Below are 16,086 nucleotides of genomic sequence, written 5' to 3'. Positions count from 1 at the left end.
ATAATTTCATAATATTATAGATTTTATTATTTAATATATTTATAAGTGGCAGTTAACAGGTTAAGAAAAGAGGACTGAATAAATAAAGTATGAATTTAAGTAAGGGTTTTTACCTTCTTAAATCCTTTATAAATGTATAAAATTAGCAAAACACTTGATATTAAACATATAATTAATGTTGGAATTATCCAAGGAAATTCTAACATTATTGTGTCAATATGTGTTGATTCTAAGAGAGTTACAACTAAATTATTAATGAAATGAACTGTTATCGGAATTAAAATGTTGTCTGTTTTTAAATAGAGGATACACATACAAATTCCAAATAGGAATGCACTTATCATTCCTCCAAATTCATGTCCAATTCCAAATAAGAATGAAGAAACTAAAATAGCAGGAATAATTCCGATTCTCAGTTTTAATCGATTAAGCAGCACTCCTCTAAAAACTAGCTCTTCAACAATTGGTGCAAGAATAATTGTTCCAAGTGCATCTATAAAAAATGCAATTGGTGTGAGGCTTACATAGTCAAATTCAAATCCTGTTTCCCAGCTGGGGTCTAGAAATCCAATCATAATGTCTAAACTGGAAAATAATGCAAGAAAAACCATTGCAAAAAATATGTTTATTAAAAATACATAAATGATTTCTTTTTGATTTCCAGTTTCAAAAACAGAATGAATATTCGTTTTTAATCCATATGTGCCTTTCAGAGCATAAATGAAGAATACTAATATTAAAATTGTAATTACAACAAAGTATAAATCATCAGAATCATAAATAGCTGGAAATATTTCACTTAAAATTACTCCAAGGATTATGGCTGCTATTCCTGCAACTATCAACTCTCTAAGTTTTATTGATTTTAATCTTTCGTTGAAATTAGTGATATTAAAATCCATAATTAATTATCTGTAAAAAGAAATATTTATACAATTAAATAAATATCACTAGTATATGATTAATGGAAGTACAAAAATTGTAGGTTTGATAGGCCATCCTGTAGAACATAGTTTTTCTCCACCTATGCACAATGCGGCTTTTGAAGAATTGGGGCTGGACTATGCTTATGTTCCATTTAATGTTTGTCCTGAAAACTTGAAATCAGCTATTTTGGGAGCAAAATCTCTTAATATAAAAGGTTTTAATGTAACTATTCCTCATAAAATCAATGTAATGAAGTATTTGGACAAACTGGATCCGATAGCTAAATTAATTGGTGCAGTAAATACAATTGATTTTAAAGAAATGAAAGGATATAACACTGATGGGATAGGATGTATTAAAGCTATTGGGGAAGTAACTTCGATTAAAGATAAAAATATTGTAGTGGCTGGTGCTGGTGGGGCTTCAAGAGCTATTTCTTTTTATCTGGCTCGTGAAAATCCTCAAAGTATACATATTTTAAATAGGGATATAAATAAAGCAAAATCATTAGCAGAGGATCTTAAAAACTCTAAATTAACAGATAATGTTGATTTTGATTCAATTGATAAAATAGTTGGTTATGTAAGTGATGCGGATATTTTAATAGATACTACTCCTGTAGGAATGAGTCCTCATGTAAATGACGAAGCTATTGTTAAAGCAGAGGATATGCATTCTGATTTGGTTGTTAATGATATTGTTTATAATCCTAATGAAACAGTACTTCTTAGTGAAGCTATTAAGGCAGGTGCAACTCCTGTTTATGGAATTAAAATGTTATTGTATCAGGGTGCAGAGAGCTTTGAAATCTGGACAGGAGAGAAGGCACCTGTTGATGTTATGGAAAAAACACTTAGAAAAACACTTGATTTATGAGTAGATAAAATGGATTCTATATTTAATTTTGCCATTGAAAGGGATGAAGATGAATTTACAACATCTAAAAAGGATGTATTGAAATTTTTAAAAATAATTGGTGTTGATACACGTTTTGTCAGCTATACTGCTGAAAAAATTTATATTAATAACCTAAGATTTTCCAAATTCTCAAGAAAAAGACAATCTACATTTAATAAAGAATATCCGGGTATTGAAGTAGTTAGAAACTCCCTATTTCAAAAAATATGTTCCAAATCTTCTAAAGTGCTGGCTGATGAAATAAAACCGAACAGCACAATTTTAATTCCTGAAAATAATGATTTGATTGAAATTATATTGGAACCATATACTCGCAAATATGGTGTAAAATTGGTTTATGGTGGAAGTTATGATTTGATTGTCAATCCGATTATTTTGGACAGTAAAGTAAACTCCATATTTTCGGATATTTTCAAGGGAAATGGATTGACATTTAGCAATAAAACCAATGAGATTTATCCGCTGATTAATGTACCTCTTAATTGGATCAATTCATTTTTGGAAATGGACGGTAAAAAAATAATTGAAACCAAGGATTATGATGATTTGTCTACATCTTTTATGGAATTTTTAGAAGATGTAGCTCCTCAGTATCGTGAAAATGTTTTAAAAGCTTATGAGTATATTGAAAAAGAATTAGAAGTTGAATAAGGAAACTTGTTTGTCAGTTTTCTTTTTAGGTTTTTCTTCAACTTCTTTTTGAGATTCTTCTTGTATTTCCTCAACAGTTTCTTCTTTTATTTCATCAACAACTTCTTCTTGTATTTCCTCAGTAGGTTCCTCTTTAACTTCTTTTTGAGGTGGGATTGTAGCCATTAATCCGTCCTGGATTTCCTGAGCTCTTGCATCTCTTTGTTCAACTCTTTTTTGAGCTTTCTGTTTTTCCATTTTTTCAATAACTTTTTTAGGTATTTTTCTGGTTCTGAAACGTTTTATTTCGTCTTCTTCAAAACCTAAAAAGTCAGATATTTCCCAGGCAAGTTCATTGTTTTCAAACATGATTTCAAGATAGGGGAACATTGAAATAGCTACGCTGTGTGAAATATGTAGTTTTTGAGACATTTTTTCAGCTATTCTGTCTCTGAGGTTTCTTTTTCCTCTGTTTCGTCCCATTAATGTAAATACTGTAGGGGAAGTGATTCTTGTAAACTTTTTGTAAGTTTCGTCTTTTGCATCACTGACTCCAACTCCCATGAAATCAGTTGCATATTTCCAATAGCCGTAGTATCTGCTGCTTCTAGCTCTTCCAAAGTACAAATCCGCTTTGGCAATATTTTCATATGCCTTTTTGATTTCCTTTTTCTTTGTGTATTCACGGGGAATATTTTCTGCAATGTATTCCATTACAAGTGTCGGGTCTTCTTCAACCATCAATGCTTTTTTAACATGGTTAGGATTTTTACTTTTTAAAACAGCAGTAACTCCATTGATTATTGTTGACCTGTCATCTTTTGTAGTTATGTTTTCAATATCACTTAGTTCAAGAACTTCATTTTGATTAGCCAGTGCTTGGAATGTGTTTATTGCTGAACGCATATCTCCATTAGATTTTTTAGCCAGTTCTTTAAGTGCTGCAGGATTTGCTTTAATTCCTTCATTAATGGCTATTTGTTTAAGTAATTTGTTAATACTCGGGCTTCTGACTTTACTCATTTTTAAAACATCACATTTTGTTTTAAGTGATGCAATACGTTTTGAATAAAAGTCATTAGCTATTAGAATCATTGGATGTTTTGCTTTTTTAATAATGTCTCCAATAGCTCTTACTCCTCCTCGGTCATTAGTTCCGTGAATTCCGTCTACTTCATCAAGAATAAGTAGTTTGTAGTCATCTCCAAATAATGATTTGCTGGAAGAGGATTCTCCAATAGTGCTTTTAATAACATCCTGAGAACGTTTATCACTTGCATTTAGTTCTATGTATTCTGAGAATTCTCGGGCTATTGCTTGAGCAAGTGTTGTTTTTCCAATTCCTGGAGGTCCAACTAGGAGTAATGGCTTTTGCGGATTTCCTGCTTTCCAGTTATCCACCCATTTTTGGATTAATGCTTTTTCTTTGTTATTGCCAACCACTTCATCCAGTGTTTTTGGTCGGTATTTGTCTGTCCATAACATTTCTATACCTTATAAGAATTGGGTTAAAAGAGCTTCTAGTTGGATTCTTGGATTTGCTCCTTCTCTTATTCTAAAATCACAATCTGCTATTGCTTCAATTAAATCAATATAAATGTCTGCTTCCATTTTTCCTTCAAATACTCTTTTGGAAACATCCTGGTAGATTTGACTAACCATGTCTTCTCCGCTTGTTCCTTGCAAAACCATGGTTTCTCTTAAAAGATTACGTGCACCCATAAAATCTCCAGACAATGCTTTTGTTATGAGATTATGAACATCCTGAGGTTTTGCTTTTGAAACAACTTCGTAAACTGCATCTTCATCAACTTGTTTTCCTTCAGAAGCAGCTGCCTGAAGTACATTCACTGCTTTACGCATGTCTCCTTCTGCAAAGTATTCAATAGCTTCAATTCCTCCATCAGTGTATTCAAATCTTTCTGATGTGCAAATGTATTTTAATCTGTTTGCAATTTCTTCTCCTTTAATAGGTCCAAATCTGAATATTGCACATCTTGATTGAATAGGGTCAATAATTTTAGAGGAGTAATTACAAGAAAGTATAAATGAAGCAGTTTTAGTATACATTTCCATTTCACGACGAAGAGCATGCTGAGCATCTTTAGTCATGTTATCTACTTCATCTAAGAATATTATTCTAAATGGGGCTCCGACAGGTTTTAATCTGCAGAAATTTTTAATGTCATTTCTTACAGTATCGATTCCTCTTGCATCTGATGCATTTAATTCTAAAAAGTTTTGTCTCCAATACTCCCCAAGAATAGCTTTTACAAGAGCTATTGCAGTAGTTGTTTTTCCAACACCTGCAGGTCCTGTAAACATTAAATTAGGCATGCTTTCTTCACCTACATATTTTTGGAGTCTGTTTACAATCTGTTTTTGCCCGATAATGTCATCTAAATTTTGTGGTCTATATTTTTCTACCCAAGGTCCGCTCATTCAATCACCGTAAGTTATATGCTAATAATTTATGTATTTTTTATTAAATTAAGATTGTGGTACTGTATAATTTAATAATTATAAAGTTTATATATTTATTTTAAGATGTGTTAATATGGATAATAAAAATGTGATAATTATAATTCTGGCTGTTGTGTTAGTTGTGATTGCTGTTGGTTGTCTTTATTTTGTTTCAATGCCTACTGCAGGTGATAATAATCATGTAAATGAAACAAATATAACTAATAATGTTACTAATGTTTCTCAGGAAGATAATCAGATTTCAACTTCTTCAGATAATTCTGACAAATCTTACGGCTCACAAAAAGAATATGATGACTGGCAGGAAGATTATGAAACTGGTGAGTATGATGAACACGGAAATCCAATTTATAGAAGTGTATTTTCAACTTCAGGAGGCCAGTATAATCCTGGAATATATGAATCATATTGGTCTTCAAGCGGACCAATTTCTGAAGAAAGAATAGGTTAATAAATAGGTAGTTATAAAATATATAAAAAATTTATAAAATTATGAGGCGTATTAAATGAAAGGTACATGGAAACTTAAAGTAAGAATGGCACTTACTATGATTATATTGTTCACTATTGTGTATTTCCTTGTTATATTGGCTGGTAGCTATTTGGGAATTGGTGGACCATCATTTTACTTAATTATAAGTCTTTGTATTGTAGCTGCACAGTACTGGTTTGGCCCTACATTAGTTAAACATTCTATGAATGTAAGGCCGTTGTCTGAAAGTGAAGCTCCAAATATTCATCAGATGGTTGAAGAACTTGCATGTGAAGCAGGTGTTCCAAAACCACAGATCGAACTTTCTGAAATAAATGTTCCGAATGCATTTGCATATGGCAGGTCTAAAAGAAGTGGACATATAGCTATTACTCGTCCAATTTTAGGTTTGCTTGATAGAAATGAGTTAAAAGCAGTTTTAGGTCATGAAATGGGTCATATTAAACATAATGACATGATTGTTACAGCTATTGTAAGCTTAGTTCCAATGATTTGTTATTATATTGCATTATCATTTATGTTTTCACGCAACAACGAAAACAATGCAGGTATTATTATCGGAATATTGGGTTATGTATTCTATCTTATAGGACAATTGCTTGTATTATTTATATCAAGAACAAGAGAATATTATGCAGATGAAGCTAGTGTGGAATATGGAAATCGTCCAGCAGATTTAGTTTCAGCTCTTTATAAATTATCTTACGGAGCTGCAAGATGTGACGATGAAACAATTAAGGATGTAAATACTGTTCGTGCATTTTTTGTTAATGATGTAGATAATGCTACAAGAGATTTAAATGACTTCAGACAAATAGATTTCGATGGTGACGGATCCATTTCCGAAGAAGAGTTAAGGGAACTTAGTCAAAGAAATGTTGATGTTTCTACATCTAATAAAATTATGGAATTGTTCTCAACACATCCGGATTCATTAAAAAGAGTAAAAAGACTTTCTGAATTAGAAAATTAGGTGATTAATTTGAAAATGATTTTAGATGAACGTGGTAAGAAGTATCTTCTTAAAGAAGACTGTGAATTTCAAAGTGATTTAGGTATTGTTACTAAAGAACAGATAGCTAATTGTGAAATAGGTGATGAGCTTAAAAGTCACTTGGACCACACATTTAAAATTGTTAAACCTACTGTTAATGATTTCATTGATTTAATGGATAGACGTTGTTCAATATTAGTTAAAAAAGATATTGGAACTGTGCTGGCTTACACGGGTTTAGGTTCAGGAGACAGAGTTGTTGATTCTGGAACTGGTGCTGGAGCTATTGCACTGAATTTCGGAAATGTGGTGGGCGGCACCGGTAAGGTTTATACCTATGAAATAAGGGAAGATTTTGCTAAAGTAGCTCAAAAAAACATTGAAACTTTTGGAATCAATAATATTGAAGTTAAAAACAAAGATATTAAGGAAGGAATCGATGAACAAAACATTGATCTGGTCTTTTTAGATTTGCCAAAGCCTTTTGAAATTTTTGAAGATGTTTATGAGTCTTTAAAAGTAGGCGGATGGTTAGCAGTTTATGCACCATATATTGATCAGGCAGAAATAGCTTATAGGGTAGCTAAAAAACTTAATTTTTACAATATCGAAATATTGGAAACATTGGAAAGAGGTCTGGAAGTTAGACCTCAGGGAGTCAGACCAAAAACCCGTATGGTTGGTCATACTGGGTATTTAGTCTTTGCCCGTAAATTATAAAAATATTAAAGGGTAATTGAACTCTTTAATTAATCTTTTTCTAAAACCGTCATATGGTATCATTTATTTTAGGTTAATAACAGTTTGAATGATTAATAATATGATTTCTTTGCACTATCTGAATTGATTGTTAGAGCAAAAAGAAAAATTAGTAAACTGATATAGCTAGTTTATATTTTTTATTCAATTTTCATCTCTCCTATTAAAAATTTTAAAATAATAACTATTTTTTAATAGGAGTTATGGTGATGGTTGTATTTAAATTTATCAAAAAGTTATTTAATTAAAGAGGAAATGTTAAAGGTATATTGAAAGGTTCTATGTGAAGAATCATATACGGTCCGTTTTCATAAAGCAGCACACAAAGTAGTACTAAACATATTATGCTAAGGATTATTCCTGAGTTTTCATGGTGTTTAATGCACAAAATAAGATAAATAGCTACTAAAAACATTAAAATTATCTCTATAAAGTGTGAAATAGGAAATGTCATCCAGTCTATATGTAAAATCATTGTGATGATACTTAAAACAATTAATAAAATAACAATTTTATTGCAGTTTTGGAAGTTCATAATTATTATTATATAAGTATATATATAATTTTGTTTAGCGGATTTAAAAAATAAGTAAATGAAATAAGGTTTTTAACCCTATTCCATAAAAATAGCTGGTTTGTAAGGCATTGCATTTCTAGCTTTGTTTTCAGGGTCATAGCTATCGTCAGTATGTACAATGACTTTATCGCCAGTTTCTTCCATAATGTAGTCTATCGCATCGCTAATGATTTGATTTTCATCAATTTTACCTACATATTTGGTTTTAGTCATTTCACGACCTATTTTTTTAGCTACTGCAGCTATTTCTTTTTTATCATCATAAATATTTGCTCCAATAGCTCTTCCCATTATTTGACCAATATCCGGTTTTCCAATTTCTTCAGCTATTTCATATAAATCCCATTTCCAATCAGGAGCAAGGTAAACATGGATTTTTTCCACATTTCCTTTAACCATTTTCTTAATCTGGTTAATGTCTTTAATAATGTTTTGAACTAATTCTTCTGATTTTTCAATTTTTGGACTTACTAGGCTTTCGTCAGCTTCCGGCCAGCTAGCCTGGCTTACATAACCTTCTCCACCATAAGTTTCCCATAATTCTTCACAGGTATGCGGAGTAAATGGTGCAAGCAGTCTGATCCATGCTTCAAGAACTGTTGAAAGTACATAGATTATAGCAGGGTCTTGAGAGTCAAGCAAGTGTTTTACCCTGTATAAGTAATGGTCAACATCTTTTTTAAGCAAGAATAAAGATTCCTGAAGTGCTTTTCTTGTTTGGAATCCATCTAAAGCTTCAGTAGCTTCTTTAATATGTTGATTTAATTGGCTTAACATCCAAATATCGATTGTACGGTTTAATTCAACTTTTTCGATATTGGTTAAATCCAATGGGGAGTTTTTAACTTCTTCTACTTTGGCGGCAAATTCCCTAAACCATTCCAATCTTCTTTTGGTTCCAAGAACTTCTTTTTCTCTCCAGTCAAAGTCTTGCCATGGTTCAGCTGATGCCATTAGGAAAAGTCTTACAACATCTGCACTGTACTGTTCAATAGCATCTTTTAATAAAATAACATTTCCTTTTGATGAGGACATTTTATTTCCTTCTAAAAGACCCATACCAAAGACTACAGTTCCTCTAGGCCATTTTTCTTTAGGATAAATCGCACTGTGGTGGAACATTAAAAAGCTTAAGTGGTTTCCAACCAAATCTTTTGCAGATAATCTCCAGTCAAGAGGGTACCAGTAATTGAATTCGTCCTGAATTTCTTTTACAGTTTCGTCGTCGACTTTTACATCATCGCTGTCAATATCTAAAAGAACTTTGTCAAAGAATGCAGGGTTTAAATCATCAGCATTCATGTTTCTTAAATATTTGGCTATTGTATAATAGGACATGTAGATAGTTGAATCTGTAAGAGGTTCGATTAACCATTGGTTATCCCAAGGAAGTCTGGTTCCAAGTCCGACATTCCTGGAACAGGCCCAATCATCTAACCAGTCAATATAATATTCAAAGTTGTTTTTAACTTCTTTAGGAATGATTGTTTCACCATTAAGAACTTCATGTGTTTTTGCAGTCCATTCTTCATCTGAATATTTAAGGAACCATTGGTTGTCCATTATTTTAACAACACAGTCTTCACCACATCTGCAAATAACAGGTCTTTCAGCAAAGTCATACATAGTGGTAGCCATGTTTTTATCAATCATATCAGCTTTAAATTCTTCTCTAGCTATTGCTACTTTTTTACCACCATATTCAGGAATATGTTCGCTGATAATACCTTTTCTGTGCTCTACTTTGTATAATTCGTTAGTTGCATCATGAAGTTTAGGGTCATTTTGGTCTTTGATGCCTAATTTTTCAATTATTTCTGCAGCCGGAATTTCCCCATATCCTTTTACACTACATACATTAATCGGATTTACATCATCAATAATGTCTTCCAAATGATATTTGGCTATTAATTCTTTATTGTTTTTTAAGTCTTGAAGAGCAATGTAGTCTGCAGGTGCATCTGCAGGTTCTGAAAATACTACTCCACTACCATATGAACCGCTTACAAAGCTAGCCGGGAATATTGGTAATTTGTCACCTGTAAATGGATTTTCAACAAATCCTCCAATTAAATCATTAGGGTCCACTTCCCGGATAATGTTTAAATCTTTAATTTGATGTTTTAAATTGTGGTGAGCTTCTTTTGTAATAATCCAGTGTTCGCCTTCAGCATCTACTTCAATATATTCAATATCAGGATTTAACCAAATGTTGGTAGCTCCGATAATGGTTTCCGGTCTTAATGTAGCTGTAACAAGAATTTTATCATCCATTTTGAATTTAAGTAAGGTTAATTCATTAACTCCTACTCCTTCACCTTCAAGTAAATCATGATCTCCAACAGGATTTTTATCTCTTGGACAGTATTTTACCGGATGTTCTCCTTTTATAATCAGTCCTTTATCTTTTAATTTGCTAATTTGCCATTCTACAAATTTTTTGTAAGTTGGATCAATTGTTCTAAATTCCCTTCTCCAGTCAATGGAATATCCCATATCATGCATTACTTCATTATATTCACTACTGAAGTACCTTACAATGTATTCAGGGTCTGCTAAATTAGGAAGTTCTTCTTTAGGAACTTTATGAACATTTTCGTATAAATCCAAGGTCCATGGGTCTTTTCTTCTAACTCTTTCAGCTATTCCAATAACCGGAGCTCCGGTTACATGCCATGCCATTGGGAACAATACATTATAACCTTCCATTCTTTTAAATCTTGCATAAACATCTGGAACAGTATATGTACGTCCGTGTCCAATGTGCATAGCTCCACTAGGGTATGGAAATGCTACAGTAAGGAATAATTTTTCTTTATCATTAGGGTCAGATTCAAAAAGTTTATCATTTTCCCATTTTTTCTGCCATTTTTTTTCTATATTTTCTGTCACTAAATCACCATTACAGTCTTTTCAGGGCTTTCAGGAACTTTGCTTTTATGAGCATTCCTTTTTACTTTATTTATAATCATATCAATTTCATCAATTGAAATATCTAAGTTTTTAGCTATTTCATCTTTTGAAGTTTCTTTATCGTTATACTGGTAGAGAATTTTATCTAAGTTTTCATAGGTCATTCCTATTTCATCTTCATCAGTTTGATTATTCCATAAACCAGCACGAGGCGGTTTATTGATTATTTCTTCAGGAACTCCCATATATTTGGCTAATTCAAACACGTCAGTTTTGTATAAATCTCCAATCGGTTCAATATCACAGGCTCCGTCTCCGTGTTTTGTAAAGTATCCGATTAGTATTTCACTTTTATTGCCGGTTCCACTTACAAGGTAACCTTTTGAATTTGCGTAATAATATATGATGGACATTCTAATTCTAGCTTTAAGGTTTCCAATAGCTAATTGTTCGTTTTCTGTTTTATATTGTGTAATATATAGAAATTCGTTTAAAACACTGTCAATAGCCATTTCTTTATAATCAATATCTAATATTTTAGCAATGTCTGTTCCATGAATTTTATCTTCTGTTGGGGTGGTTGTAGATGGCATAACAATTCCAAATACGTTTTCTTTACCAACAGCTTCTGTAGCTAAATATGCAGTTAATGTTGAATCTATTCCGCCACTTAATCCAACAACAAGTCCTTTTGCATTAGCTTCAGATACTTTGTCTTGAATGAATTTAATTATGCTTTCTTTTGTTGTTTTAGTATCTAATTTCGGAAGCTCGTTCATGCTTTTACACTCCTTGGAAAATTTTTAATGATAATTATTATGATTTTTTTAACTTATATATTAGATAGTAAACGTTTATATAGGAAAAAATTATAAAATTACTTTTAGTTACTAAAATTAATTTTTTAATATGGAGGTAATTTTCTTGGCATTTAAAGATTATTTTAAATTTAACAAAGATAAAACAACTTTTATGTTTATTGGGGGAAAAGGTGGGGTTGGAAAAACTTCAATTTCTTCAGCAACAGCATTATGGTTAGCAGAACAAGGTAAAAAAACATTAATTGTATCAACTGATCCGGCACATTCATTGTCTGACTCTTTGGAAGTGCCTATTGGCCATTATCCTAGGGAAATTAAAACAAACTTATTTGCAGTTGAAATAGATCCTGATGAAGCTATGGCTCAAAAACAAGCAGTTCTTGATGCTCAAAAAGCTAATTCCACTTCAGAAAGTTTAATGGGATTAGACTTCTTGTCTGACCAAATGGATATTGCATCATCTTCTCCTGGTGCTGACGAAGCAGCTGCATTTGAAGTATTTTTATCTGTCATGACTTCAAATGAATATGATGTTGTAGTATTTGATACCGCACCGACAGGACATACCTTAAGATTATTATCATTCCCTGATGTAATGGACTCTTGGGTAGGTAAAATGATGATGATTAAAGCCAAATTAGGTTCTGCAGCTAATTCTTTAAAAAATCTTATTCCGTTTATGGATGCTGCCGATAATCCACAAACTAGTGAAGAGCTAAAAAGAACTAAAGAGCAAATTGATGAAGCTAAAAAAGTTTTATCTGATCCGGACAGAACCACATTTAAAATGGTTGTAATTCCTGAAGAAATGTCTATCTATGAATCTGAAAGAGCATTAGGCGCCTTAGAAAACTATAACATTACTGTAGATAGTGTAATTGTAAATCAGGTAATGCCGGATATTACAGATTGTGATTTCTGCCATTCAAGACACAGACTACAACAAAAACGTTTAGCTTTAATTGATCAAAAATTCCCAGAACAAATTATAGCTCAAGTTCCTTTATTTAAAGATGAAATTAAAGGTCAGGAAAAATTATTGAACTTAGCTAAAATATTATACGAAGACCAAGATAATACTGAAGTTAAACAAGAAGCTATTCAGCTTTAAAAAAAGAAATAAAAAGTTAAAATATAACATTTTAACTTAAATTTTTTATTTTTTTAATTTATACACTATTTCTACCAGGATAAATATAGCTATTAACACCCAAAAGACCATGTTTAGGGTTCCAATATCTATTGGGAACTGTAATCCGCAAAGTTCTACAAGAATAATCAAAACCAATACAACAAGTGTTAAAAAATAAAGCACTTTTGATATTGCAGGTTTATTTTGAAAATTTTCTTTTATTTTTTTCCAATTATCTCCCATAGCACCACCATTTAATATTTTCCTAATTTTCTAGGAGTGTTAAGTGGATCCCAATATTCTTCATCAAAATACTGGTATGTTTCTTCTTTGGTTAAGTTTCTTACATTACCACTGCTTATATATTTCGCTTGGCTACGGTTTAAAGAATTGTCCGAATTGATATGTACTTCGACATAGTCCACTTCCTGGTTTCCTTTAGGAATTAAAAACAACTTGGTATCCTGAAAATAACCTGGTCTGCTTGGTGTAAAATGACTGTACCAATAATGGGTGTCGTCTTCATCAACAAATGTCACTCTGTATTTGTTGGCCACTGATTGAAATGCTATTGCAAAGGTAGCTGGGAAAAATACAATTGTTGAAATTCCTGAAACAGCTCCTCCAAGAATTTTTAGAGATAAAACACCAATATTGTATCCTATTATAGTTGATGGGTGGATATTTTTCATAAAATTATCAATATTTTTATTTATTTGGATTATTCCGTTGTCTACAAATTTTCTGATGTTTTTTAGTTGATTAGTTAAGCTTTCTTCAAACAATTTGGGAATTATGCAGACTGTACATTCACCTTTGTCTGTTTTTTGAGTAGCTCCTTTATATGCAAAATCATCATCAACCAGAACAGTTTTGCAGATTCCTGTTGTTGTGTTTAGGATAAGTACTGATTTGTTTCCATTTTTGCAAAATACATATATTGAATCTCCATGATTGACGAGGTTAACTTCTGATTTTAGAAGGGCATCCATCATTTCATCAAATGAACTGGTCATGTCATTGCTGTAAATAATTCCAATAGGGTTCATTACCTGCTGTTCTATTTTTGATAGAAGTAGAGATGTTATGAAGTTGAATTCAGTTATTTTAGTTGCATTTTTTCCAATTACAGACATCCCCATATTTGGATTGGCTATGTGGATATAAAGTTTGTCATTATCAATTCCGCCTAAAACAACTGCTGTTTTTGTCCGCTGCCAGTTAAGGGATAACTTTTCAGCATATTTGTCAGCATTCAAATCACTTAAATAAGCAGTATTTAGTCCGGATAAAAACATTCCCTGCACATATTTTAATTTATAGCTAGTTAAATAATCAAGTCCAAAAGCTAAGTTTTCTATGTCTGTTGGGGTAATTTTGGAGTTGATAATGGCATAGGACTGAACTATTTCAAAGTTATTGTTTGCATTATACTTAGGATGGGTTCCGTAAGTTATGGTTTCTGTTTTTTCAACTAAATTGTTGTTTGTTTTAAATATAGTGTTGATTTTTTCATTGGTTATGTATCCGATGATTTTTTCTCTAGCTGTATTTAATGTTATTGTTTTATTAGTTGATGTGAACTTTATTGGGCTTATTTTATTATTTGTAAGTATTATATAATTGGAATTTAATTCAGTTTCAGGATCTAAGCCATTAGCTAGTGCTAAATTATATCTGATTCCATATTCATCAAATCCAATAGTGTTAAATAGGACACTTGCTCTTATTTCACCATTTTCAATGTAATTGATTCTTTCACCCATTTTGCCTTCTTTATCTATAGTGACTCCGAATTGACTGATGTCTCTCTCAGCACTATTATAATATTGAATATAGGTGTAATTTTCGCTGGAATAAATTAAAATGCCGTTGCCTTTTTGGATTCTTGCGGTTTTGCCAGTTTTGATTTTATTTTCACCAAGAGGTATGAAAACATATTTGTCATTAATCAATATACTTGTTTTATCGTTTGTTTCATAATTTGAAAGAATATAATTTTTCAATCCGTTATTGATTTCAAATATCTGTTTTTTTGGCAGTTTTACAATTCCCTTTTCTCCAAGTTTAACTGTATAATTATTTTTGGCTTCTACTTTAGGAAGAGTTACATTTACATAATTCGGAATAGCTATTTCATAGGTAAAGTCTCTGTTTAAGTTTTCAGATATGACTGTTGAATTTGCAGGGTGAATAATTATTTTATTTCCAATTTGAATATTCTTGTAATGGCTGGTTATTATGTATTCTCCAGGGTTTAAATTAATGTTTAGAGATGCAATACTGTTTGAATTTGTAGTTTTGGTGTAAAATACTCCATTTATATTAAATGTAACATTTTCTCCAGCTCCTACAGGTTTTCCTTCATTAGTTGTTACAAATGTTTTAAAAGCGCTCCCGTCTTTAAAATTCATTTCTAAATCATTTGTCTGAATTGTAGGTTTAACAAGTATTTTATTTGAAACAAAACAGCTGTTGTACATTGCTGTTATTATATAATGGCCTGGGTTTAAATTAATATTTAAGAATGCATAACCTGTATTGTCTGAAGTTTTGGTATAGAATACTCCATTTATGTTGAAGGTTACTTTTGAATATTTGGCATAGCTGCCGTCTAAATTGTGTAGGTAAACTGAATATGTTTTTTTATTTTTGTAGTATTTGACCAGGTCATAGTTGCAGCTAATTGTCGCCAATACAGTTATGTTATTGGAACGCTGTTCGTTAGTTTTTGGATTGTACGAAGTTATTATGTAGTTTCCGGGATCCAAATTTATATTTAGTTTAGCTATTCCTGCCATATTTGTAATTTTTTTGTAAAATACTCCGTTTATGTTAAGTGTTATTTCGCAATTGATTATGGGGTTTCCTTTTTTGTCGCTAAATTCAACATAGTACTGTGTATCATTTTTATGGTATTTGACAATGTCATTACCATTTATTGTAGGTTTGATTGTTACTTTGGAATTTGAACTTGAGGGATGATAAAAATCACAGCCTTCAAATATTATTTTTGCCATATACTCTCCAGATTCCAAATTTAGGGATAACATAACCTGACCCCTTGAATCTGTAATTTTGGTGTAGTTAACTCCATTAATATTAATTATAACTTTGGCATTACTTATTGGATGGTGCATATAGTTATTATTGTCGGTCAATGTTGCTATAAGTTTGCTGCCGTCTTTATAATACATTTCAACGGGTGGTGAATTAATTATGGTTAGTGTTTTAGCTTTTGGTGTCGAAAGTATTTCATTTGATGTTTCTATATTATCTATTGCTTGAATGTTCTCGTCGTCACTGATTTCTAAATCATTGTTTATTGTTTGAGTTTCATTTTCAATTGTTGTGGCAGAAACAGTGCCTATCAAAAAAATAAATAGGAAAATGAAACTTATTAAGTTTATTTTTCTAATCATAGTATCTACCAACTGT

The 16,086-nt window shown here is 31.5% G+C and carries 13 protein-coding genes; 6 read left to right on the top strand and 7 right to left on the bottom strand.

Annotated features, from left to right (window positions below):
• Positions 1 to 95: 95 nt before the first annotated feature.
• Positions 96 to 902 carry a CPBP family intramembrane glutamic endopeptidase gene (locus MSM_RS05965; RefSeq protein ID WP_011954338.1) on the bottom strand — a complete coding sequence of 269 codons (807 nt, stop codon included), beginning with the start codon at positions 900 to 902 and terminating at the stop codon, positions 96 to 98.
• Between the two features lie 55 nt (positions 903 to 957).
• On the opposite strand from MSM_RS05965, the gene aroE reads away from it, so the two are divergent.
• Complete coding sequence (gene aroE, locus MSM_RS05960; RefSeq protein WP_011954337.1) at positions 958 to 1,803, top strand: shikimate dehydrogenase; 846 nt, start codon at positions 958 to 960, stop codon at positions 1,801 to 1,803.
• Positions 1,804 to 1,812: 9 nt separating this feature from the next.
• Entirely contained in the window at positions 1,813 to 2,496 is a 684-nt protein-coding gene (locus MSM_RS05955) for a hypothetical protein (RefSeq protein WP_011954336.1), read from the top strand.
• Here the strand turns inward: MSM_RS05955 and MSM_RS05950 are convergent.
• The gene (locus MSM_RS05950) at positions 2,482 to 3,960 is read right to left on the bottom strand and encodes a replication factor C large subunit (RefSeq protein ID WP_011954335.1); all 1,479 of its coding nucleotides are present in this window, start codon (positions 3,958 to 3,960) and stop codon (positions 2,482 to 2,484) included. The two genes, MSM_RS05955 and MSM_RS05950, sit on opposite strands and share 15 nt — an antisense overlap.
• A gap of 9 nt (positions 3,961 to 3,969) precedes the next feature.
• Positions 3,970 to 4,917 (bottom strand): replication factor C small subunit, encoded by a 948-nt coding sequence (locus MSM_RS05945; protein WP_011954334.1) that lies wholly within the window; start codon positions 4,915 to 4,917, stop codon positions 3,970 to 3,972.
• Between the two features lie 115 nt (positions 4,918 to 5,032).
• Between MSM_RS05945 and MSM_RS05940 the strand changes: the two genes are divergently transcribed.
• From MSM_RS05940 to MSM_RS05930, 3 genes are read left to right on the top strand one after another with little or no spacing between them, the layout of a single operon-like run.
• Complete coding sequence (locus MSM_RS05940; RefSeq protein WP_011954333.1) at positions 5,033 to 5,410, top strand: hypothetical protein; 378 nt, start codon at positions 5,033 to 5,035, stop codon at positions 5,408 to 5,410.
• Between the two features lie 55 nt (positions 5,411 to 5,465).
• Positions 5,466 to 6,425, top strand: a complete 960-nt coding sequence (locus MSM_RS05935) for a zinc metalloprotease HtpX (RefSeq protein ID WP_011954332.1) — start codon at positions 5,466 to 5,468, stop codon at positions 6,423 to 6,425.
• A gap of 15 nt (positions 6,426 to 6,440) precedes the next feature.
• Positions 6,441 to 7,166, top strand: coding sequence for a tRNA (adenine-N1)-methyltransferase (locus MSM_RS05930; RefSeq protein WP_011954331.1), 726 nt, complete (start codon positions 6,441 to 6,443; stop codon positions 7,164 to 7,166).
• A 652-nt stretch (positions 7,167 to 7,818) separates the two neighbouring features.
• Here the strand turns inward: MSM_RS05930 and leuS are convergent.
• Both leuS and MSM_RS05920 read right to left on the bottom strand, forming a co-directional pair.
• Positions 7,819 to 10,674, bottom strand: a complete 2,856-nt coding sequence (gene leuS, locus MSM_RS05925) for a leucine--tRNA ligase (protein WP_004035982.1) — start codon at positions 10,672 to 10,674, stop codon at positions 7,819 to 7,821.
• Positions 10,674 to 11,474, bottom strand: a complete 801-nt coding sequence (locus MSM_RS05920; protein ID WP_011954330.1) for an NAD+ synthase — start codon at positions 11,472 to 11,474, stop codon at positions 10,674 to 10,676. Before MSM_RS05920 ends, leuS begins: the two co-directional genes overlap by 1 nt.
• Positions 11,475 to 11,604: 130 nt before the next feature.
• Between MSM_RS05920 and MSM_RS05915 the strand changes: the two genes are divergently transcribed.
• Positions 11,605 to 12,627, top strand: a complete 1,023-nt coding sequence (locus tag MSM_RS05915) for an ArsA family ATPase (RefSeq protein ID WP_004032765.1) — start codon at positions 11,605 to 11,607, stop codon at positions 12,625 to 12,627.
• Between the two features lie 45 nt (positions 12,628 to 12,672).
• Here MSM_RS05915 and MSM_RS05910 read toward each other — a convergent pair whose 3' ends face one another.
• Positions 12,673 to 12,891 (bottom strand): hypothetical protein, encoded by a 219-nt coding sequence (locus MSM_RS05910; RefSeq protein WP_011954329.1) that lies wholly within the window; start codon positions 12,889 to 12,891, stop codon positions 12,673 to 12,675.
• An 11-nt stretch (positions 12,892 to 12,902) separates the two neighbouring features.
• Positions 12,903 to 16,070 carry a collagen binding domain-containing protein gene (locus tag MSM_RS05905; protein WP_011954328.1) on the bottom strand — a complete coding sequence of 1,056 codons (3,168 nt, stop codon included), beginning with the start codon at positions 16,068 to 16,070 and terminating at the stop codon, positions 12,903 to 12,905.
• Positions 16,071 to 16,086: the final 16 nt, after the last annotated feature.

The organism is Methanobrevibacter smithii ATCC 35061 (assembly GCF_000016525.1).
Taxonomy (GTDB): Archaea; Methanobacteriota; Methanobacteria; order Methanobacteriales; family Methanobacteriaceae; genus Methanocatella; species Methanocatella smithii.
This window is presented reverse-complemented; position numbering and strand designations above follow the sequence as displayed.